The organism is Pseudomonas sp. 57B-090624 (genome assembly GCF_003234055.1).
GTDB lineage: Bacteria > Pseudomonadota > Gammaproteobacteria > Pseudomonadales > Pseudomonadaceae > Metapseudomonas > Metapseudomonas tohonis.
This window is the reverse complement of record NZ_QKRU01000102.1, coordinates 1-17,891: the sequence shown is the minus strand read 5'-3', so window position 1 is coordinate 17,891 and position 17,891 is coordinate 1. Positions and strand designations below refer to the sequence as shown.

The 17,891-nt window shown below is 61.7% G+C and carries 18 protein-coding genes; 7 read left to right on the top strand and 11 right to left on the bottom strand.

Annotated elements, in window-relative coordinates:
* Nucleotides 1–1,027: 1,027 nt before the first annotated feature.
* The 4 genes from DMX10_RS32655 to DMX10_RS29665 form a co-directional block, all read right to left on the bottom strand.
* Nucleotides 1,028–1,972 carry an AAA family ATPase gene (locus tag DMX10_RS32655; protein WP_146603079.1) on the bottom strand — a complete coding sequence of 315 codons (945 nt, stop codon included), beginning with the start codon at nucleotides 1,970–1,972 and terminating at the stop codon, nucleotides 1,028–1,030.
* An 11-nt stretch (nucleotides 1,973–1,983) separates the two neighbouring features.
* Nucleotides 1,984–3,930 (bottom strand): hypothetical protein, encoded by a 1,947-nt coding sequence (locus DMX10_RS32650; RefSeq protein WP_146603078.1) that lies wholly within the window; start codon nucleotides 3,928–3,930, stop codon nucleotides 1,984–1,986.
* On the bottom strand, nucleotides 3,927–4,592 hold the full coding sequence (locus DMX10_RS32645) for a hypothetical protein (protein WP_139205567.1): 666 nt from the start codon (nucleotides 4,590–4,592) through the stop codon (nucleotides 3,927–3,929). The genes DMX10_RS32650 and DMX10_RS32645 overlap by 4 nt, the downstream gene beginning before the upstream one ends.
* 365 nt (nucleotides 4,593–4,957) lie before the next feature.
* The gene (locus DMX10_RS29665; protein ID WP_111264466.1) at nucleotides 4,958–5,920 is read right to left on the bottom strand and encodes a bifunctional GNAT family N-acetyltransferase/nucleoside diphosphate kinase regulator; all 963 of its coding nucleotides are present in this window, start codon (nucleotides 5,918–5,920) and stop codon (nucleotides 4,958–4,960) included.
* A gap of 242 nt (nucleotides 5,921–6,162) precedes the next feature.
* Here DMX10_RS29665 and DMX10_RS29660 point away from each other — a divergent pair, with 242 nt between their 5' ends.
* A complete protein-coding gene (locus tag DMX10_RS29660; protein ID WP_111264465.1) occupies nucleotides 6,163–6,639 on the top strand; it encodes a hypothetical protein in 477 nt (158 codons plus the stop codon).
* A gap of 346 nt (nucleotides 6,640–6,985) precedes the next feature.
* Nucleotides 6,986–8,116, top strand: coding sequence for an FMNH2-dependent alkanesulfonate monooxygenase (gene ssuD / locus DMX10_RS29655; protein ID WP_111264464.1), 1,131 nt, complete (start codon nucleotides 6,986–6,988; stop codon nucleotides 8,114–8,116).
* A 35-nt stretch (nucleotides 8,117–8,151) separates the two neighbouring features.
* Here the strand turns inward: ssuD and DMX10_RS29650 are convergent, their stop codons facing one another.
* The gene (locus DMX10_RS29650; RefSeq protein WP_111264463.1) at nucleotides 8,152–9,072 is read right to left on the bottom strand and encodes a LysR family transcriptional regulator; all 921 of its coding nucleotides are present in this window, start codon (nucleotides 9,070–9,072) and stop codon (nucleotides 8,152–8,154) included.
* A gap of 135 nt (nucleotides 9,073–9,207) precedes the next feature.
* Between DMX10_RS29650 and DMX10_RS29645 the strand changes: the two genes are divergently transcribed.
* The gene (locus DMX10_RS29645) at nucleotides 9,208–9,414 is read left to right on the top strand and encodes a 4-oxalocrotonate tautomerase family protein (protein ID WP_111264462.1); all 207 of its coding nucleotides are present in this window, start codon (nucleotides 9,208–9,210) and stop codon (nucleotides 9,412–9,414) included.
* A 62-nt stretch (nucleotides 9,415–9,476) separates the two neighbouring features.
* On the opposite strand, the gene DMX10_RS29640 is transcribed toward DMX10_RS29645, so the two are convergent.
* Together DMX10_RS29640 and DMX10_RS29635 are read right to left on the bottom strand one after the other, a co-directional pair.
* Nucleotides 9,477–10,688, bottom strand: coding sequence for a cytochrome c biogenesis protein DipZ (locus DMX10_RS29640; protein WP_111264461.1), 1,212 nt, complete (start codon nucleotides 10,686–10,688; stop codon nucleotides 9,477–9,479).
* Between the two features lie 37 nt (nucleotides 10,689–10,725).
* Entirely contained in the window at nucleotides 10,726–10,992 is a 267-nt protein-coding gene (locus DMX10_RS29635) for a DUF2790 domain-containing protein (protein WP_111264460.1), read from the bottom strand.
* A gap of 201 nt (nucleotides 10,993–11,193) precedes the next feature.
* Between DMX10_RS29635 and DMX10_RS29630 the strand changes: the two genes are divergently transcribed.
* The 3 genes from DMX10_RS29630 to DMX10_RS29620 all read left to right on the top strand — a co-directional run bounded on the left by DMX10_RS29630 (nucleotide 11,194) and on the right by DMX10_RS29620 (nucleotide 13,860).
* Complete coding sequence (locus DMX10_RS29630) at nucleotides 11,194–11,934, top strand: response regulator (RefSeq protein WP_111264459.1); 741 nt, start codon at nucleotides 11,194–11,196, stop codon at nucleotides 11,932–11,934.
* 41 nt (nucleotides 11,935–11,975) lie between these two features.
* On the top strand, nucleotides 11,976–13,241 hold the full coding sequence (locus tag DMX10_RS29625; protein WP_111264468.1) for a HAMP domain-containing sensor histidine kinase: 1,266 nt from the start codon (nucleotides 11,976–11,978) through the stop codon (nucleotides 13,239–13,241).
* A 121-nt stretch (nucleotides 13,242–13,362) separates the two neighbouring features.
* Nucleotides 13,363–13,860, top strand: a complete 498-nt coding sequence (locus tag DMX10_RS29620; RefSeq protein WP_111264458.1) for a DoxX family protein — start codon at nucleotides 13,363–13,365, stop codon at nucleotides 13,858–13,860.
* A 368-nt stretch (nucleotides 13,861–14,228) separates the two neighbouring features.
* On the opposite strand, the gene DMX10_RS29615 is transcribed toward DMX10_RS29620, so the two are convergent.
* The 4 genes from DMX10_RS29615 to DMX10_RS29600 all read right to left on the bottom strand — a co-directional run bounded on the left by DMX10_RS29615 (nucleotide 14,229) and on the right by DMX10_RS29600 (nucleotide 17,477).
* Nucleotides 14,229–14,972, bottom strand: coding sequence for a DUF2063 domain-containing protein (locus tag DMX10_RS29615; RefSeq protein ID WP_111264457.1), 744 nt, complete (start codon nucleotides 14,970–14,972; stop codon nucleotides 14,229–14,231).
* The gene (locus DMX10_RS29610; protein WP_111264456.1) at nucleotides 14,965–15,810 is read right to left on the bottom strand and encodes a DUF692 domain-containing protein; all 846 of its coding nucleotides are present in this window, start codon (nucleotides 15,808–15,810) and stop codon (nucleotides 14,965–14,967) included. Before DMX10_RS29610 ends, DMX10_RS29615 begins: the two co-directional genes overlap by 8 nt.
* Before the next feature lie 73 nt (nucleotides 15,811–15,883).
* Entirely contained in the window at nucleotides 15,884–16,366 is a 483-nt protein-coding gene (locus DMX10_RS29605) for a hypothetical protein (RefSeq protein WP_111264455.1), read from the bottom strand.
* A 223-nt stretch (nucleotides 16,367–16,589) separates the two neighbouring features.
* The gene (locus DMX10_RS29600) at nucleotides 16,590–17,477 is read right to left on the bottom strand and encodes a LysR substrate-binding domain-containing protein (protein WP_111264467.1); all 888 of its coding nucleotides are present in this window, start codon (nucleotides 17,475–17,477) and stop codon (nucleotides 16,590–16,592) included.
* A gap of 92 nt (nucleotides 17,478–17,569) precedes the next feature.
* Here DMX10_RS29600 and DMX10_RS29595 point away from each other — a divergent pair.
* Nucleotides 17,570–17,891: nitronate monooxygenase family protein (locus DMX10_RS29595; RefSeq protein WP_146603077.1), on the top strand; the 322-nt coding region annotated here is incomplete at its 3' end.

The window sequence follows — 17,891 nt, the reverse complement described above, 5'->3', positions numbered from 1 at the left end:
AGGCTGAAGCCTTGGGTACGACCGATTTGAATGGTGGCGCGCTCTTCAACGCTGAGTTCGGTATAAGACATAGGGGCAGCACCGTACCGGAAAGGTCAGGTGTTGCACTCAGTTTTTGCCGCCGCCCTGTAAGCAACAGCTAGCGGACACAGTGGGCATATGTAGCTGTCATCAGCTTGATAATCAAAAGACTTTTCCATCCTCCTCAAGCACGATTCGTGACCGATTAAATATGTCTTTTCGATAGCGGCGCATATTCTGTTTAGGCGTGTCTCAAATTTTCTGAGCGCGAGCTCATCAACGTCATAGGGGGAACACTCGTCTGCCCTCCAGTGATGAAGCTCAATCGATGATGGTGTAACCCCGCGATGGGTGGAAAAAAATGGATTTTCCACATTTAAAAGCTGTATTACAGCTCGGGTTAAGTCTTCGTCATCCTCGTAACACTTTAATCGGACTATTTTGTTAAAAGGATAGCCTTCCTCCTGCTTGGCCATTATTGTCCCAAACCATTTTTTCTGAGCGAGTCCAGCCTCCTGCATCATTGCTCGAAGCGCATTGTCACCTCTGTATGGCAACTGATCTAGAGATGTTGGAATGTGGTATCCACAGTCTGAGCAGCGATGTCCAAAGGATGGATGGGGAGTGTCATTTAGGTGCAGTCTAGAGCAGGAATCGCACATCTTTTTCAAAGGCGAACCATGCAACAAGCAGCGATCTACTTGTAGCACAAATGTAAAGGCTGAGTGATATCCAAGCGGCGCGCACTCAGCACAGTACCGGTGATGCTCATTCGACGGAAAATAGCTCGAAGGAAAATGATCTTCTAATCCACTCGGCTTACATGCTGGAAGACCTAATTCCGAGCGAGGGCGCACATAAAAGCACGAGTCGACCTTAGCAGAGTCAAACCCTAAAAGCTCCAAAGCCTCAATCTCAGTAAGCGAATTAAATATTGCTAAATTTGAAACCATTCCCCCCACCGACTCAAACGGATAGGGGCCGGCTTTAAAAAACGATAGCCGCATCACGCCACCTTGTACGTGCCGCTGTAAGTACAGAAATCTTGTAGCGAACTAGACTCGACCCCGGCCATTATCTGTGTATCCGTTAGAACCAAACCTTCACGATCATGAGAAGAGCACCACATGAGAATGTATTTGATCGAAAACAAAACATGCTCCATAGGCAGATTATTTCTGTAGCTCCCGATCGCACAGCCAGTTAACGCAAGCCAAATTGGCTTTGCATACTTTTCCAGCCGAAACCCACTAGAAAACGCTATGGGAGCAAAGGCTTGTGTAAAAGTAATTCCAGAGCCCGACGGATAATCGGCAATAGAGTCATATCCCTTCAAAATAACTGTCAAATCATCAATACTGGAGCAGCCTTTAAACACAATGAACTCACTCATGAACCTAGCAATTATTTGCCTCTGTTCAGACGCAAAAAGATCGTCGCGCAATTGGATCACTTCTGGCATAGCAAATGAAACAACAGTCATCTTGATACCAACATTGTCAAGAGAGTTGTACAGGTCGGCTAGCTGATATAGATCAGCGCTCCTTAGGCGCTGAAATTCGTCTATCAAGCATACATACTGATTGCAGTCGTTTTCTCGAACCCGAAGAACGATCCTATCAGTAAGCTTTTTGAAAACCGAAAGCCTTGTTTCGCGAGACTTTATCGGGCAGTTCTCAATGTCAGCAAGCTGACGGATGATGTTAGAGCAATTTAATCCTTCCCTATTAATAACGGTTACCGAATTTACATATAGCTTAGGAAAAGTCGCCATCAGATAACCCTTCAAAGCCTTGCAGCATTGGGACTTTCCGAGTCGAGCTGGCCCGTAGAATATAACTCCGGTTTTTCGCATGAACACACGATCTTTGACGATTGAACTAATTCGCGAAATTTCGTTTGAGGCAATTAAAAATTGCGTTTCAATTACCGGATGATCGAGATCGTACATAGGTAGCCCTCTCAGTAATCGTCCTCAGGCCTCGGAATCAACTGGCCAGGTTTCAGATCAAAACCAATCATGCCAGTAACAGATTGAACCTTAACTTTCCCGACTGGTGCGGGAATTGCGGGAGCTTCTTTTTCCACATCGCCTTCCAGCCCGAACTGCTCATCAAACAGCCGCTGCAACTCTAAATTAGTGCTTCGGGTTTTTGATGAAATTAGATGCTCGCGATATTTCACAATAACATCGTCAATCATTGAGCACTCAAGCACCCGCTTTTCTATCGCTCTATTAATGATCTTTCTTGTTGTAACGCTGTGCTTAGAATGACGCCATATACCTTGAACATGAAGGGTGCCGAAAAATTCACCGGAGGTGTAGTACGCGTCGACCGCTCTATAGTCTTTCGGGTCTATTTTCACCCGCAGGCGCTCCCCAATGAGTGCAGGCCGGCTCGCCAGTTCGGCGCTCGTGTAATGAGCTTTGTCGAGCTGAATATAAGGCCGTATTCCCTTTTTAATGCCTCCACGAATGGTGCATTGTTTGACATGGCTTGACAGTTCGCTTACGGATTGCAGCCTGTCCTGCAGGCGTGGAAAGATAAGCCCATTTTCCCGAAAGAACTGCCTCATCACTTCAACAGGGCTCAAAGAGTAGTTCCGCCCCCTGCGAGGGGTGATGTTGTATGTAGCCATAAAGACATCAACAACCTGCGCGGCCTCGTCAATATTGATTTGATATTTTTCAGCGTTCTCTATCGGCGCCTCTGATCTGCCATTCCAAGGATTACTTCCTGTGCTTGAGGGTATAAGGTGCAAGAATCTTTGACTTGCTTGCCGAAACAGGCCTTCAATTTGAGAGCGACGCTCGGGCCTTCCAAGCTGACCGTAATTTATAGAGAATCCGAGAATATTTCTGGCATTACTAGAAACAAGCGCGGCATGATGCGCCATTGCATTGTCTAAGTACAAACAACCCCACAGCGCTCCCCTCGACTCTTCAATTAAGTAGCAAGGCATCCCGGCCCCATTAGGATATTCCAGGCCAGGTACGTCCAGCTCACTGATTGGTTCCCATCCTCCAACTGATGCGTCACATATCAAATCAAGAATGTCTTGCGCTCGCACCTCGCTGCTAAAGACAAGCCGATAAGCAAGTACCGCTTCAGACCTGCTTTCAACTGCAGCAATCAACCAAAATCGATTAATAACAGTGGTGGTAGTTAGATTGGGCTCAGGGCGTACCGCAAGAGAAAAAAATCCATCAATTTTATAAGCATCTATTTCAATCACATCAAAAGGTGCACTGCCAACTATCAATCGCTGCATTCCGTTGCCAACCTGTAGGTGAGCTTTACCTCCTACATCTGCAACAGCGAATACTGCTTTTTCGAAATCCTGATTCAAGATCGAATCTATTAGCTTTAGAATTGTTCTTTTCCCGGCGCCTTGCACCGAAAAAGGCCACTCTGCATCTGTAACACCGTCCTCTCTTAAAAGGTTAAGGAACTCAGCATAGTAATAACTCTTCTTGTATTTCAGTCCGCGGAATGCTGTCGTTCCCTGTTGGAGAACACGTTTTACAAATTTGCGGAACACATCAGGATGTTTAGCAATAGTTAGGCCTAATATGCCGCTGAGACTTCCTTGCTGCTCGCTACGTTTGCTTTGCTCTATATTTGTTCTGGTGTATTGTTTAATTCGTTTATTCGGCAGCAGAGCGACCTCTCCATGGTACACACCAAAGTCATCAAGTGTTGTGAACCTACTAACCAGTCGACACACTTCTTGCGGTTTCAGCCCTGTGTAGGTTTCAATTTCCTTAAGCGCTTGCCCCTCAAGTTTTAGCTTTACCGCTTCCCTTCTGAGCAAAAAAATATTTTTATCTGGTTCTTTAAGGCAGGCCTCGTCTACCCGCCCATACCCACAGCGGTTCAAAGATTCCCAGGTTATTGAAGACTTCATGACACCAATGCCCACTTGGTGTTTTTTGCAAAAAATGCGCTTTCAAATTCTACTGCTATCTTGCCTAAAGAATAATGCTGACAAAATAAGTATAGAAGCACATCTTGGGAGTGACTATTCAAATGCCTTAGATACTCGTCAAGCGTGCCTGAGGCGTGACCTATAAGATAATCTGCAACATCCAGATTAATTGCCGGAGGGATAAAAAAGTGCCTACCTGCTGCCAAACAGGCCGCTACCTTTAGTAGCGGCATGATGCTGCTTGCTCTAGGCGCAAAGTCATCATCATTAAAAATTCGATAATTTACGCCAGCTGCTTTTGCAAGTTCGCGCTGAAGTTCTATTTGTGGTGTCGATTCCGCGTCTTTGTTGAAGCTTCCCTCCTTTATCTCATGCCATTCTATCGACCCACCCCGCACTATCACCTCAGCATCGAGAATGGTTCTCTTCGCACCAGGCTCCGGTGATTGACTACGCGGTTGTGGGTTCAGATCGAAACGGATTACGTCGGGATTGAACTCTAAAAACAGGATCCAATGCGCTAATTCCCGATCGCTACTAAGCGAAAAATCCTGATCGCATTTTGCGCTATATACCCGCCATACGTTCCCGAACACTTTTCCGCGCTTCGTGAACGCATGCACCTTGCTTTGCTTACTCATATCTAGACAGCCCCATAAGGCCATTTCGATTAAACGAATCGCCTGCCAAACCTCTCAGGTTTTACATTAGTAATAAGAAAGATGGCTTTGTATAATGATTCGAAATATCTAGACTTGATTCCAATAACTTTTTGGGAATTATCCCAATTGGAATCTGTAGTTCATTTTTTTCTTGAGGAGGCTTTACTGACTGAAGCGCTGTATGAGAAGATGCTAAATATTCTAGATTTATTTAATGAAGCGACTATAACTCATTGATTTTGCTGCGCGGTCTGGTGTTGGAAATTTAGAAATGTCAGTTCAGATCGCTTTTCGTCAAATGCATGATTTCCCGTCCCTGGGATTTTCGCGCAAACCCGACGACGCTAGAGATGAAAGTCGCCCGCTGCTTCCGGTTGGTACAGCACTTTCCTGATCTCGATCCTTCGTGTCCGGTCGGCGATCCGCCAGTCGATGGCGTCACCCTCCTGATAACCCAGGATGGCAGCGCCGATGTCGGAGCACACCGAATGCTTCCCGGCGCGGCTGTCCGCCTCCTCGGGATAGACCAAGGCCACTTCGATCTCTTCGTCGTCCAGTTGCAGCAAGGCCCTGGAGTTCATCGTCACGACATTGCGCGCCACCTCTTGCGGCTTGACGACGATGGCTCGCTCCAGCTCGTGTTCGAGCTCGACGACGGCCGGGCCTTCCTCGAGCACGAGCAGGCTTTCGAGCCGGGCCTTGTCGATCTCGGTGATGCAGATGCCGGTGGCGTCGCTCACGGCACCTTCGCGCAAGAGCTGGAGATAGCGCCCCGCCGTCATGGCGAAGGATTTCAATGTCGGCGTTTCGCTCTCGAGCAGAAAGCCGCTGCGCAGAAAGGCCTTCAGCGAACGGGCGTTGTCCGGGTGGATCCTGGCGATGAGCGTCTTGGCCCGCATGTCGAGGAAGGCCAGCTTCATGCCTTCGCGGATGGTGCGGGCGCCGAGGTTCCGGCCCCACTTGCCGCTGTCTCCGATCACCAGGACGATCTCGCAACACGACCCGGTCTTGATGAGACGGACGAAGCCTACCGGTGCGTCCTGCCGGTCATAGGCCATGAAGAATCGTCCGCCGCTGTTGAACAGGTGCGTCAGGATCGGCATCTGGGTCCGGTCCATGGCTTGCTCGATGGTACGGGAGACATCCCGCGAATCGCTCAGGTAGCAGGTGACGCGCTCATCCTCCAACCAATCCATCAGCTTCAGCGCGTCTGCCCGGGTAATTTCCGGGCACAGGGAAATGAAAGGCCTGTTCATCTTCACCCCATTCGTTCGTAGAGGATGAAAGCCCTTCATGGCCATGGCCATGACGGTTCTTTCGGCGACCGGCAACTTTAAGCCATAACGCGGGAATGCCGAACAACCTGCGCACCGTTGCTCCGAGATTAAGCGCTTCCCGACAGGTAGACGCGGCAGCGGCGGGCTCACGCCCAATCACCCCAAGGCACAGCCGTTTGCCACTAGCACACTCGACCTAATCGACCGCAGTCGGCGCGGGTAATAGAGTCCAGGCCCGCTGAAGGATTCTTGCCATCACAAGGAGTGAAACCGTGCCCTCACTGAAGCTCGCCCTCATCGCCCTGGCGGCTCTGTCCGTTGGCGCATGCGCAGGCCCGACGCCGACCCATACCAATGACAACGGCGTCCGTGCAGCCGCGCAGAAGCTCATTGGCCAACCGGCCAGCAAGGCCTTCGAGCTGTTCGGCCAGCCCGACCAGGGCATGGGGCCGTCTTCGTACGGCAGCGGTGGTTTCTATGCCTGGAACCGCGTACAGACCCACATGACGCCGGAGCAGGTATTCGTCAGCACCGGCAAGGAATATGTCGGCCAGAAGGAAACCTGGGTGGGCGTCGGCGGCGGTGGCGTCGCTGGCATGGCGCAGGTCGGCAACGAGGCGGTGTACCGCGAGACCGGCTACTACGAAAACCGCACCGTGCTCGACTACTTCTGCAGCATCACGCTCTACACGGATGGCAAGGACATCATCACCAACGCCAGCGTGATCAACTGCATGAACTCGCAGTGAGCCCCGCTCGCCAGGCAATGTCCCGTCCTCCTCGCATCCCCCATGGCGCCAGTAGAACGCCCCTGCCCTGAGCGCCGTCAGCTTCCCTGATGGCCGGCAGGCCCGCCCGGCGCGGGCCTGCCGCCTCCCTCCTCCTCGGTCGCCGCGGTCGTCGCGTGTTTTGGCACATGCTTATTCCCTGAAATTATTTATCCAGGGTAGTTCTTCGCTTTTAGGATATATGCCGATCCAACGGGCCCAGCCCGCGACAGAGACTTGCCCAAGCAAGCGCCCCCCCGCCCTGCGTTGCACACCCATTCATGCGCCCTGCCCTTGCGGGACGCTGGCCTGCAACGAGGATTGATCCATGAGCTTCGACGTTTTCTGGTTCCTGCCGACTTCCGGCGATACCCGTTTCCTTGGCCGTTCCGAGAGTGGCCGCCCGGCCACCAACGCCTACATGCGGCAGATCGCCGTGGCGGCGGACCAGCTCGGCTACGACGGCGTGCTGATCCCCACCGGCGCCAGTTGCCTCGACCCCTGGGTGACCGCCGCCAGCCTGGTGCCCGTCACCCAGCGCATCAAGCTGCTGGTGGCCCTGCGCACCACTCTCGGCAACCCCACCGCCACGGCCCGCCAGGCCGTGAGCCTCGACCAGGCCAGCGGCGGGCGCCTGCTGCTCAACGTGGTGCCGGGCGGCGATGCCACGGAGCTCGCCGCCGATGGCGTGTTCCTCGACCATGACGCGCGCTATGCCGCCTCGGACGAATTCCTCACCATCTGGCGCCGCCTGCTGCAAGGCGAGACCGTCGACTTCGACGGCGAGCACCACAAGGTCCGTGGCGCGCAGAACTTCTTCCCGCCGTTGCAGAAGCCCTACCCGCCTCTCTACTTCGGTGGCTCCTCGGTGGCGGCCCACGAGCTCGCCGCCAAGCATGTGGACGCCTACCTGAGCTGGGGCGAGCCACCGGCGGCGGTGGCCGAGAAGATCGCCGACGTGCGTGCCCGCGCGGCGAAACATGGGCGCACGGTACGCTTCGGCGTACGCCTGCACGTGATCGTGCGGGAAACCAACGAGGCGGCCTGGGCCGCGGCCGACGAGCTGATCAGCCACCTGGACGACGCCACCATCGCCGCCGCCCAGGCCAACTACGCGCGCATGGACTCCGAAGGCCAGCGGCGCATGGCCGCCCTGCACCAGGGCCGGCGTGACAACCTGGAAGTGGCGCCCAACCTCTGGGCCGGCGTGGGCCTGGTTCGTGGCGGCGCGGGCACCGCCCTTGTGGGGGACCCGCAGACCGTCGCCGCGCGCCTGCAGGAATACGCCGAACTGGGCATCGAAAGCTTCGTGCTCTCCGGCTACCCGCACCTGGAAGAGGCCTACCGCTTCGCCGAACTGGTGTTCCCGCTGCTGCCCGGCAAGGGCCAGGTCACAACGGCGGGCACCTTCACCGGCGGCGCCTTCGACATCCGCGCCGGCAAGGGCCAGGCCGCCTAGAAACGCAGCTCCGGGCCCAGCTCATGGGCCCGGTTTCAGACATTCCACTCGCGCTTGCAAGCCATCAGGAACTCGATGAAGGCGCGCAGGCGCAACGGCATGTGCCGGCCCTGCGGATACAACAGGGTGAAGGGCCGCGAGCGCCCGCCGAACGCCGGCAGCACCTCCACCAGCGAACCCTCCGCCAGCTCCCGCTCGACGATGAAGCGGTAGGTCTGGAACAGCCCCGCACCGTGCTTGGCCAGGGTCACGCCGCCGAGCACATCGTCCGAGCAGCAGTAGTTGCCCTTCAGCAGCAGCTCCCGCTCCTGGCCGTTGTCGTTGAACAGCCAGGGAATGCGGCGGCCATTGCTGGGCAGCTCGAACTGGATGCAGTCGTGCTCGTCCAGCGCCTCCAGGGACTGCGGCGCCGGAGCCCGGGCCAGGTAATCCGGGCTCGCCACCACCACCAGGGCGGCGTCTTCCAGGTGCCGGGCGATCAGCGTCGAATCGGGCAGCGCGCGCACGCGGATCGCCAGGTCGTAGCCCTCGCCGACGAAGTCGATGTTGCGGTTGCTCAGGTGGATGTCGACCTTCACCCCCGGGCAGCGCTCGCGAAAGCGCGCCAGCACCGGCAGGATGCGGTGGTGACCGTAGGTGGTGGGGATGCTGATGCGCAACTGGCCCGTCGGCTCCTGCTGGCGGCCCATCATGTCGCGCTCGGCCTCGATCAGCTGGGTCAGCGCCTGGCGGCATTGCTCGAAGTAGCCACGCCCGCTTTCCGTGAGACGGATGCTGCGCGTCGTGCGCTGGAACAACCGCGTGCCCAGGCGCTCCTCCAGGCGCGAAATGGAGCGGCTGACCGCCGCCGGCGTGACCCCGGCCACCAGCGCGGCCGCCGTGAAGCTGCCTTCCTCTGCGGCCAGGCAGAACAGCTCGATGCTGCCCAGCTGGATGTCTTCGAAATGGCGCTTCACGATTGGTTACACCGGGTAATAACTGAAGTTTCCGATCCTACATAAATCCGGGGAAGCGGAACAAATACAGTTACAGTCCGCAGGCCGATAGCCCTTGGCCAAGGCCCCCATCCGCTCCACCAAGATGAACTCCAGATGCCATTCGTCAACGTCCGCATCACCCGCGACGGCGTCACCCGCGAACAGAAGGCCCAGGTCATCGCCGAGATCACCGAGACCCTGCAACGGGTCCTGGGCAAGGACCCCCACCTCACCCATGTCGTCATCGAGGAAGTCGACACCGATAACTGGGGCTACGCCGGCGTCACCACCACCGAGTACCGCAGGAACCAACCCGGCTGAGGCCCGCCAGCGTCCTACGCAAAAGGGAGGCCGGTGCCTCCCTTTTACCCTGAGCCTCCTGCTCAGCGTTGCGCCGCCTGGTCACGCTCCTTCAGCAGCGCCTGGATCACCGCCTCCTGCTCCGCATAACGCCCCTCCCCCGCATGCATGTGGCGGATGCGCCCCCGGGCATCGATGAAGTAGTGCGCCGGCCAGTACTGGTTGTCGAAGGCGCGCCACACCCGGTACTGGTTGTCGGTGGCCACGGGATGCTGGATGCCCAGGCGCGTGACGGCCTTTCGCACATTCGCCTCGACCCGCTCGAAGGGGTATTCCGGCGTGTGCACCCCGATCACCACCAGTCCCTGGTCGGCATAGCGGCGTGCCCATTCGTTCACATGGGGCAGGCTGTTGCGGCAGTTGATGCAGTCATAGGTCCAGAAGTCCACCAGCACCACCTTGCCGCGCAGCGCCTGCATGTCCAGCGGCGGGCTGTTCAGCCACTGGCTGGCGCCCCTCAGCGACGGTGCGGGGCCCAGGTCGGGCAGCCGCTCATCCGCGCGGGCATCGCCGACCAGATGCTCCAGCAGCTGCGGCAGGTCATCGAGCACCCGGGCTTCGAGACCGGAAGCCAGGGCCGATGAGCCGACGCCGGCCAGTTGCGGGCCGAGCCCGCTGGCGATGCCGACCACCGCCAGCAGCGCCACCACGCCCGTGCCGCGGCGCAGCCAGCCGACCAGGCGCAATGACGGCCGCAGGCGCTGCAGCACGCCGCGCCCGAGGAAGATCGCCAGCGCCAGCCCGGTCGCGCTGCCCAGGCCGAAGCTGAACAGGAGCAGGCTGGTGGAGGCATTGGGGCCATCGAGCATCGCCCCGGAGAGGATCAGCCCGAGGATCGGCCCCGCGCAGGGCGCCCACAGCAGGCCCGTGGCGCAGCCCAGCAGCCAGGGTGCAAGCGCCGACGGCAGCCGCTGCGCCTGGCCATGCAGGCGCTCGGCCAGCCACAGCCAGGGCCGGGAAAGCCAACTGGCGACGCGGCTGGAAAGCAACGCCAGCGCCGAGGAACCCAGCACCACCAGGGCGATCCAGCGCCCCCAGGTGCTGGCCTCGATGGCCCAGTCGGCGGAAACGGCCGCCAGGCTCGCCAGCGCAGCGAAACCCGAGGCGAGGCCGAGCAGGGTCAGCAGCGTCGAGCCGGCCGACCCGCCGGATCGGGACAACAGCAGCGGCAGGACGGGAAGAATGCAGGGGCTGAACAGGGTCAGCACCCCACCGATGAAGGCGATGAGCAGCATGGGCACCTCGGCGCAGGCGGTTTCGGGGGCGATGGGCTCAGTTGCTGTCCTGGCAGGCCGTGGCGTGCTTCAGGTAGGCGAGACGGTGTTCGCGGCCCTGGGAATCCAGGTAGTCCATGCGGGCTTCGACGACCTGGCAGAGCACGGTCGGCGCCTCGTGCAGCGCCAGGACCTTCTGCACATCCAGCTGCATGCCGTAGTGGTACTGCTCGACGGGGATGGATTCCGCGGCCTGCAGGCCAAGGCTGGCCAGCGGCAGGACCAGCGACAGGGCGAAGGCGGCGGTGCGGGCGAGTGATTGCATGTCGATCTCCTGGAGATGAAAGCCGGCCGGGTTGCCGGGCCTTCATTGCACGGCCAGGGGGTGTCGCCACTGTGTCGGAAGCGTCGCCGATTTGCCGCGCCAGGTAACAAAGGGGCCCTGTATACACTGCAATACAAAGGGCAGCGGGCAAGCGGCCGCGACGTCGATACACTAGCGCCGACACCCTCCGAGGAGCGCTTCATGGACCACATCGACCACATCCTGATCGTCGACGACGACCGGGAAATCCGCGAGCTGGTCGGCAACTACCTGAAGAAGAACGGCCTGCGCGTGAGCCTGGCGGCCGATGGCCGGCAGATGCGCGGCTTTCTCGACGGCAACACGGTGGACCTCATCGTGCTCGACATCATGATGCCCGGCGAAGACGGCCTGAAGCTCTGCCGCGAGCTGCGCGTGGGCAGGCACAGGTCCACCCCGGTGCTGATGCTCACCGCCCGCAGCGAGGAGACCGACCGCATCATCGGCCTGGAAATGGGCGCCGACGACTACCTGACCAAGCCCTTCTCCGCCCGCGAGCTGCTGGCGCGGATCAACTCCGTGCTGCGTCGCACCCGCATGCTGCCGCCGAACCTGCAGATCAGCGAAAGCAGCCGCCTGATCGGCTTCGGCCAGTGGCGCCTGGACACCAGCGCGCGCCACCTGCTCGACGCCGAGGGCACCATGGTCGCCCTGAGCGGCGCCGAGTACCGCCTGCTGCGGGTCTTCCTCGACCACCCGCAGCGCGTGCTCAGCCGCGAGCAATTGCTGAACCTGACCCAGGGCCGCGAAGCCGACGTGTTCGACCGCTCCATCGACCTGCTGGTCAGCCGCCTGCGCCAACGCCTGCTGGACGACGCCCGCGAGCCGGCCTGCATCAAGACCGTGCGCAGCGAGGGCTACGTCTTCTCCCTGCCCGTGCAACTGATCGAGCCCCTGTCGTGAGCACCCTCCTCCACTGGCCACGGACGCTGGCCGCGCGGCTGATGCTGATCTTCCTCAGCGGCCTGGTGCTCGCCTACGGCATGTCCTTCAGCTCGCAGTTCTACGAGCGCTACCAGACCGGCCGCAGCATGATGCTCAACAACCTGGAAATGGACGTGAGCACCGTCGTCGCCCTGATCGACCGCCTCCCCGCCCAGGAGCGCGCGGCCTGGCTGCCGCTGCTGGAGCGGCCGAACTACCGCTACCGCCTGGACCCGGGCCTGCCGGGCACACCCATGGACATGAGCGCGGCGCCCATGGCCGCCACCTCCATCGAGCGCGCCCTCGGCAAGGACTACACCCTGAGCTTCGCCACCATCGAAGGGCCCGCGCCGCACTTCCAGGTGCACCTGCAACTGCGCGACGGCCACCCGCTGACGCTGGACGTGACCCCGGCCCCCATCCCCATGGCCAGGTGGCTGCCGTTGATGCTCACCCTGCAACTGGCGGTGCTGCTGCTGTGCACCTGGCTCGCCGTGCGCATGGCCATCCGCCCCCTCACCCGCCTGGCCAGCGCCGTCGACCAGCTCGACCCGGACACGCCCGCCACGCCGCTGGCGGAAACCGGCCCGCGCGAGGTCGCCCATGCCGCCCGCGCCTTCAACGCCCTGCAAGGCCGCATCGCCGCCTACCTCAAGGAGCGCATGCAGCTGCTGGCGTCGATCTCCCATGACCTGCAGACCCCGATCACGCGCATGAAGCTGCGTGTGGAGCAGATGGACAGCACCCCCGAAATCGAACGCCTGTGGAGTGACCTCGACGAAATGCAGCACCTGGTGCGCGAGGGCGTCGCCTATGCGCGCAGCATGGACGGCGGCCGCGAAGCCGTCTGCCGCGTGGCGCTGGACGCCTTCCTCGACAGCCTGGTGCTCGACTACCAGGACAGCGGCCAGGCGGTGAGCCTCGAAGGCCGCACGGGTGCGCTGCTGGAGACGCGGCCGCACGCGCTGCGACGGGTGCTGAGCAACCTCATCGACAACGCCCTCAAGTTCGGTGGCCACGCCGAGCTGCGGGTGCTGGAGGACGGGCCCGGCCAGGTGCGCCTGCAAGTGCTGGACGAAGGCCCGGGGATCGACGAGGCGGAGCTGGAGCAGGTCTTCAAGCCCTTCTACCGCGTGGAGGGCTCGCGCAACCGCGACACCGGCGGCACCGGCCTGGGCCTGGCCATCGCCCAGCAACTGAGCCAGGCCCTGGGCGCCCGCCTCACCCTGCGCAACCGCGAGGGCGGCGGCCTCTGCGCGCAACTGGAACTGGATGTAACAGGCTGAGCCACGGATACACCGGGATACACAGCGCCACCGGGCAGACACACGCGGGACAAACCCGGCGGCGAGCATGGCCTCACCGCGCGGGCACCCCGCCCAGCGCCCCGATCCCGAGGCATTCCCCATGACGTCACTGGCACCCACCCCCTTCGAGCAGGCTTGCAACCGATTCGCCCAACTGGGCGACTGGGGCGCGGACATCCCCCTGCGCCTGTTCCTGGCCTGGGAGTTCTTCGAGTCGGGCCTGGAGAAATGGAACGGCGACAACTGGTTCGAGCCGATCAACGCCGCCTTCCCCTTCCCCTTCGACCTGCTCCCTGCCGGGCTCAACTGGCAGCTCTCCATGTGGGCCGAACTGATCGCCCCGGTGCTCCTGCTGCTCGGCCTCGGCACCCGCTTCGCCACCCTGGTGCTGATGATCCTCACCGTCGTCGCCATCGCCGCCGTGCACTGGCCGGCACACTGGTCGAGCCTCGCCGAACTCGCCCAGGGCTACTCCATCAGCGACAAGGGCTACGGCAACTACAAGCTGCCGCTGATCTACCTGGTCGCCGCCCTCCCCCTGCTCCTCAACGGCGCCGGCCGCCTCAGCCTCGACGCCCTGCTGCACCGCAGGGGCTGAATTCTTCCGCCCGATGAAAAGCCCCGCGCATCCAGCGATGCGCGGGCTTCTTCTTGAAAATGATGGGTAAAGCCTGGCGAAATCCTTGCTGTGCATCCCCACGGAGCCGCCCTGTACAGGTTCGATGACGCTCTTTTCATCCACCAGCGGTGCCCGGCATGGCCACGGTTGGTGGACCGATAAAGCGTGGTCCACCCTAGGTCGCGGATACCTCCGTGATCGGCCTGGGCCCACCCGTAGGGTGGGTAGAGCGAAGCGAAACCCACGCGGTGCAGCGTGACCGAGACACTGGGACTCCCGCGTTTTAGCGTTACGTAACGCCTCGCATATTCGTTACGTAACGATATCCGCTTCTGAATGGCACGGCCTTACTGGCGTGTACCGATCACCACGCCCTGCTCCCGCAAAGCCTCCAGCAACGCCAGCCCCTGCGGCAGGATGGCCACGGCCTCCACGCCGATGGCTTCGGCCAGGCCTGCCAGGTGCTGCAACCCGCTGCATTCGCTTTCCCGCAACGACACCAGCAGCGCATGGGCCAGCGGCGCCAGGCGCGAGAAGCGCACCTGCTGGTCGGCACCACGCCGGGCCAGCAGCAGCGTCGGCTGCTCCGGTGCCTGTTGCGGCAGGAAGCCCGGGGCGATCTCGTTCACCGGCCAGGCATAGGCCAGCGGCCAGGCCAGGGCCGAGAGCAACGGAACCCCGGCGAGCAGGTCACCTTCCGGGGCATGCGCGCTCTCCTGGCGGTCGCTCAGCAGCAGTGCGCTTTCCACCCACTCGTAATGGGCCAGCTCCACCAGCCAGGGCAACGCCAGGCCATCGCCCCCGCCGCCTTCGAGAAAGGCCACGAACTCCCCGGCCAGCTCGGTGAACAGCGGCGTACGGCAGTGATGTTCGGCGTAGAAGGCTCGCACCAGCGCCTGCCACCGCGCATCACCCAGGCAGGCACGGAGCACCGGGAAGCCCCCCGCCAGCAGCCCCTCGACATTGCCGAAGAACAGCTGCCGGTAGACCGCCAGGCGCCGTGCCTCGATGCCGGGTGGCGGCGCGTAGCGCTGCGGGTCACGTACATGGCGGGCCAGGCTCAGTAACTGGGCGTGCAGCGTGTCAGCCATGGCGCACCTCCGGCCAGCGGGTGGCGGCGTGCTGCCGCGCGCGGATCTGCTCCACCTCCTCCAGCAACTCCACCAGGGGCGGGAAGTTGAAGTCGCGCTCCAGCAAGGTCGGCAGCGGGCCGAAGCGCCGGTAGGCCCGCTCCAGCAGGTGCCAGACATCGCCCTTCACCGTCGCGCCGTGGGTGTCGATCTTCAGGTCCGGCGCCTCGTCGTAGTGGCCGGCCACATGCAGGCTGGCCACCCGCCCGGCCGGGATCGCCGCCAGGTAGGCCGCTGCGTCGTAGCCATGGTTGATGGCGTTGACATGGAGGTTGTTGACGTCCAGCAGCAGGTCGCAGTCGGCCTCCTCCAGCACCGCGCGGAGGAAGTCGATCTCGCTCAGTGCCTGGTAGGGCGCGGCGTAGTAGGAAATGTTCTCCACGGCGATGCGCCGGCCGAGCACGTCCTGCGCCTGGCGGATGCGCGCGGCGACGTGGTGCACCGCCTCCTCGGTGAACGGCAGCGGCAGCAGGTCGTAGAGCTGGGCCTGGTCGGAGCAGTAGCTCAGGTGCTCGCTGAAGCAGGCCACGTGGTGGCGATCGAGGAAGCGCCGGGTCTGCCGCAGCAGCTCCAGGTCCAGTGGCGCCGGGCCGCCCAGGGACAGCGACAGGCCGTGGCAGCTCAGCGGGAAGCGCTCGACCAGTTGCGCCAGGCCATCTCCGAAGCGGCCACCGACGCCGATCCAGTTGTCCGGCGCGCACTCGAGGAAATCCAGGGCGCCGGCGTCCATCGCCAGCAGTTCGGGCATCAGGGCACGGCGCAGGCCGAGGCCGGCGCCGTGCAAGGAGGCTGTGTTCATGAGGGGTCTCCAGAAAGCGCGAACCCTCCCGGCCAGTGGCGCAGGAGGGTTCCTTGGGGGCGTGGGCGGCGACTCAGTCCTTCGCCTGGCTCATGTGGGTGAACAGTTCCGTGGGCACCTTCTTGCCATTGGAGAGGTACTGGTTGCTGCGGAACCTGTACACCTCTGCCTCGGACAGGTAGCCATCGCCATTGGCGTCGATCGCCTTGAACTCCTTGCCACCCTTCGGCGCCACCGCCAGCAGTTCGGCGAGGGAGACGCGGCCATCGTGATCGGTGTCGGTGCGGGCGAACGAAGCGTCGCCGCACTTGCCTTCACCGCACTTGCCCTCCCCGCACTTGCCTTCGCCCTGGGCCGCCTTGGCGCTGGCACCGCTGGAGCCGCATTTGCCTTCGCCACACTTGCCTTCGGCGGCCTTGTCGGCGGCGGCCAGCTGGTAGCCCTGGGGCAATGCCTCGACGGCGAAGGCGGCGGACGAGGCGATGTTGAGGCCACCGGCCAGGGCCACGGCGAGCAGGCCGATACGGGATGTGTTCGCGAGCGGGGTATGGGACATGGTGCTTCTCCGGATACAGGGCGCGGGCGATGCCGCGCGGGGCGTGCCACTGGTGGCGTTGGAACCCTGGAACCCGCAGCCTGGCTGCATGCGTTCGGGGGTGGGGCTATTTCGCCCTGGTCCTGTATCCGTGGCGTATCCATGAGGGGGCGCATTTGTAAGCCAGCCCGGCGCGCGGGCCGCGAGATACAGAGCGATACACGCCACCCGCCCCGTTCACGGCCTATTCCGCCGCGAGCGCCTCGCGCAGGCGCTCGAAGGCCGCGGTCGCGTAGCCCTCGCGCCAGATCAGCAAGGTGTCCACCGACAGCGCCGGCAGCGCGGTCACCGGCGGGCTTTCGCGGTACAGCGCGAGGAGCGAGCGCGGCACGATGCCCGCGCTGTCGCCCGCACTGACGCACGCGAGGATGGCGTGGTAGGAGCCCACCTCGCGCACCTGCACGGGCGCGCCTCCCTGGGCACGGTGCTCGCCCAGCCAGCGTTCGGCGAGCATCCGGTAGGTGCAGCCCCGTGCGAAGCAGGCCAGCGCGCCGACACGGAGGTCCCCGGGCGATACCAGCGGCGGGTGATCGGGCGGCAACAGCATCACCAGCTCCTCATTGAAGGCCGGCATGGCGCAGAGGCCGCGCTCCAGCGCCTGGCCTTGCAGGTCCTCGCGGCGCAGCGCCTCGGGGTGCGCCACCAGGGCACAGTCGATGCGGCTCGACAGCACCCCCTCGATCAGGGCCTGGCTGGTGCCGGTGGAAACCTCCAGGGCGACCCCGGGGTAAGCACGGTGGTAGCGCGCCAGGACCGGCGGCAGCCTGCTGGCCGCCGTGCTTTCCATGCTGCCCAGGCGCAGCGTCCCGCCCGCCACGCCGGGGTGCATGGACTGCCGCGCCTCCGCCGCCAGCGCCAGCAACCGCTCGGCATAGGCGAGGAACTCGCGGCCCTTGTCGGTGAGCGTCATGCGCTTGCCGTCGCGCAGGAACAGGTGCACGCCCAGTTCGTCTTCCAGTTGCTTGATGCGCGTGGTGACGTTCGACTGCACCCGCTGCAGGTGCTGGGCCGCACGGGTCACGCTCTGCTCGTCGGCGACGGCGCGAAAGATCTCGAGGCTGGTCAGGTCCACTTTCAATCTCTTACAGAGAACAAGTTGATCTGAATATTCTCATTATGAGATTTTACGTCAAGCCAACCCTTGACCCAGAGGCCTGCCGAAACATGCTGATCACCGAACTGCTGGGGATCGAGATCCCCCTCATCCAGGCGCCCATGGTGGGTGTCTCCACGCCGAAACTGGCCGCTGCCGTGTCCAACGCCGGTGCGCTGGGCTCCATCGGCATCGGCGCCAGCACGCCCGAGCAGGCACGGGCGATGATCCGCGACACCCGCGCGCTGACCGCCAGGCCGTTCAACGTCAACCTCTTCTGCCATGCGCCCGCCCAGCCCGACCCCGCGCGCGAACGGGCCTGGCTCGAGCACCTGCGCCCGCTGTTCGCCGAATTCGACGCCGAACCGCCGGCCACGCTGCGCGAGATCTACC

Excerpts from the sequence above, each read along its gene's own strand:
- DMX10_RS32645 (WP_139205567.1), bottom strand. The coding sequence starts at position 4,592 with ATGAGTAAGCAAAGCAAGGTGCATGCGTTCACGAAGCGCGGAAAAGTG.
- ssuD (WP_111264464.1), top strand. The coding sequence starts at position 6,986 with ATGAGCTTCGACGTTTTCTGGTTCCTGCCGACTTCCGGCGATACCCGT.
- DMX10_RS29665 (WP_111264466.1), bottom strand. The coding sequence starts at position 5,920 with ATGGCCATGGCCATGAAGGGCTTTCATCCTCTACGAACGAATGGGGTG.
- DMX10_RS29635 (WP_111264460.1), bottom strand. The coding sequence starts at position 10,992 with ATGCAATCACTCGCCCGCACCGCCGCCTTCGCCCTGTCGCTGGTCCTG.
- DMX10_RS32650 (WP_146603078.1), bottom strand. The coding sequence starts at position 3,930 with ATGAAGTCTTCAATAACCTGGGAATCTTTGAACCGCTGTGGGTATGGG.
- DMX10_RS29610 (WP_111264456.1), bottom strand. The coding sequence starts at position 15,810 with ATGAACACAGCCTCCTTGCACGGCGCCGGCCTCGGCCTGCGCCGTGCC.
- DMX10_RS29615 (WP_111264457.1), bottom strand. The coding sequence starts at position 14,972 with ATGGCTGACACGCTGCACGCCCAGTTACTGAGCCTGGCCCGCCATGTA.
- DMX10_RS29645 (WP_111264462.1), top strand. The coding sequence starts at position 9,208 with ATGCCATTCGTCAACGTCCGCATCACCCGCGACGGCGTCACCCGCGAA.
- DMX10_RS29620 (WP_111264458.1), top strand. The coding sequence starts at position 13,363 with ATGACGTCACTGGCACCCACCCCCTTCGAGCAGGCTTGCAACCGATTC.
- DMX10_RS32655 (WP_146603079.1), bottom strand. The coding sequence starts at position 1,972 with ATGTACGATCTCGATCATCCGGTAATTGAAACGCAATTTTTAATTGCC.
- DMX10_RS29625 (WP_111264468.1), top strand. The coding sequence starts at position 11,976 with ATGCTGATCTTCCTCAGCGGCCTGGTGCTCGCCTACGGCATGTCCTTC.
- DMX10_RS29630 (WP_111264459.1), top strand. The coding sequence starts at position 11,194 with ATGGACCACATCGACCACATCCTGATCGTCGACGACGACCGGGAAATC.
- DMX10_RS29640 (WP_111264461.1), bottom strand. The coding sequence starts at position 10,688 with ATGCTGCTCATCGCCTTCATCGGTGGGGTGCTGACCCTGTTCAGCCCC.
- DMX10_RS29605 (WP_111264455.1), bottom strand. The coding sequence starts at position 16,366 with ATGTCCCATACCCCGCTCGCGAACACATCCCGTATCGGCCTGCTCGCC.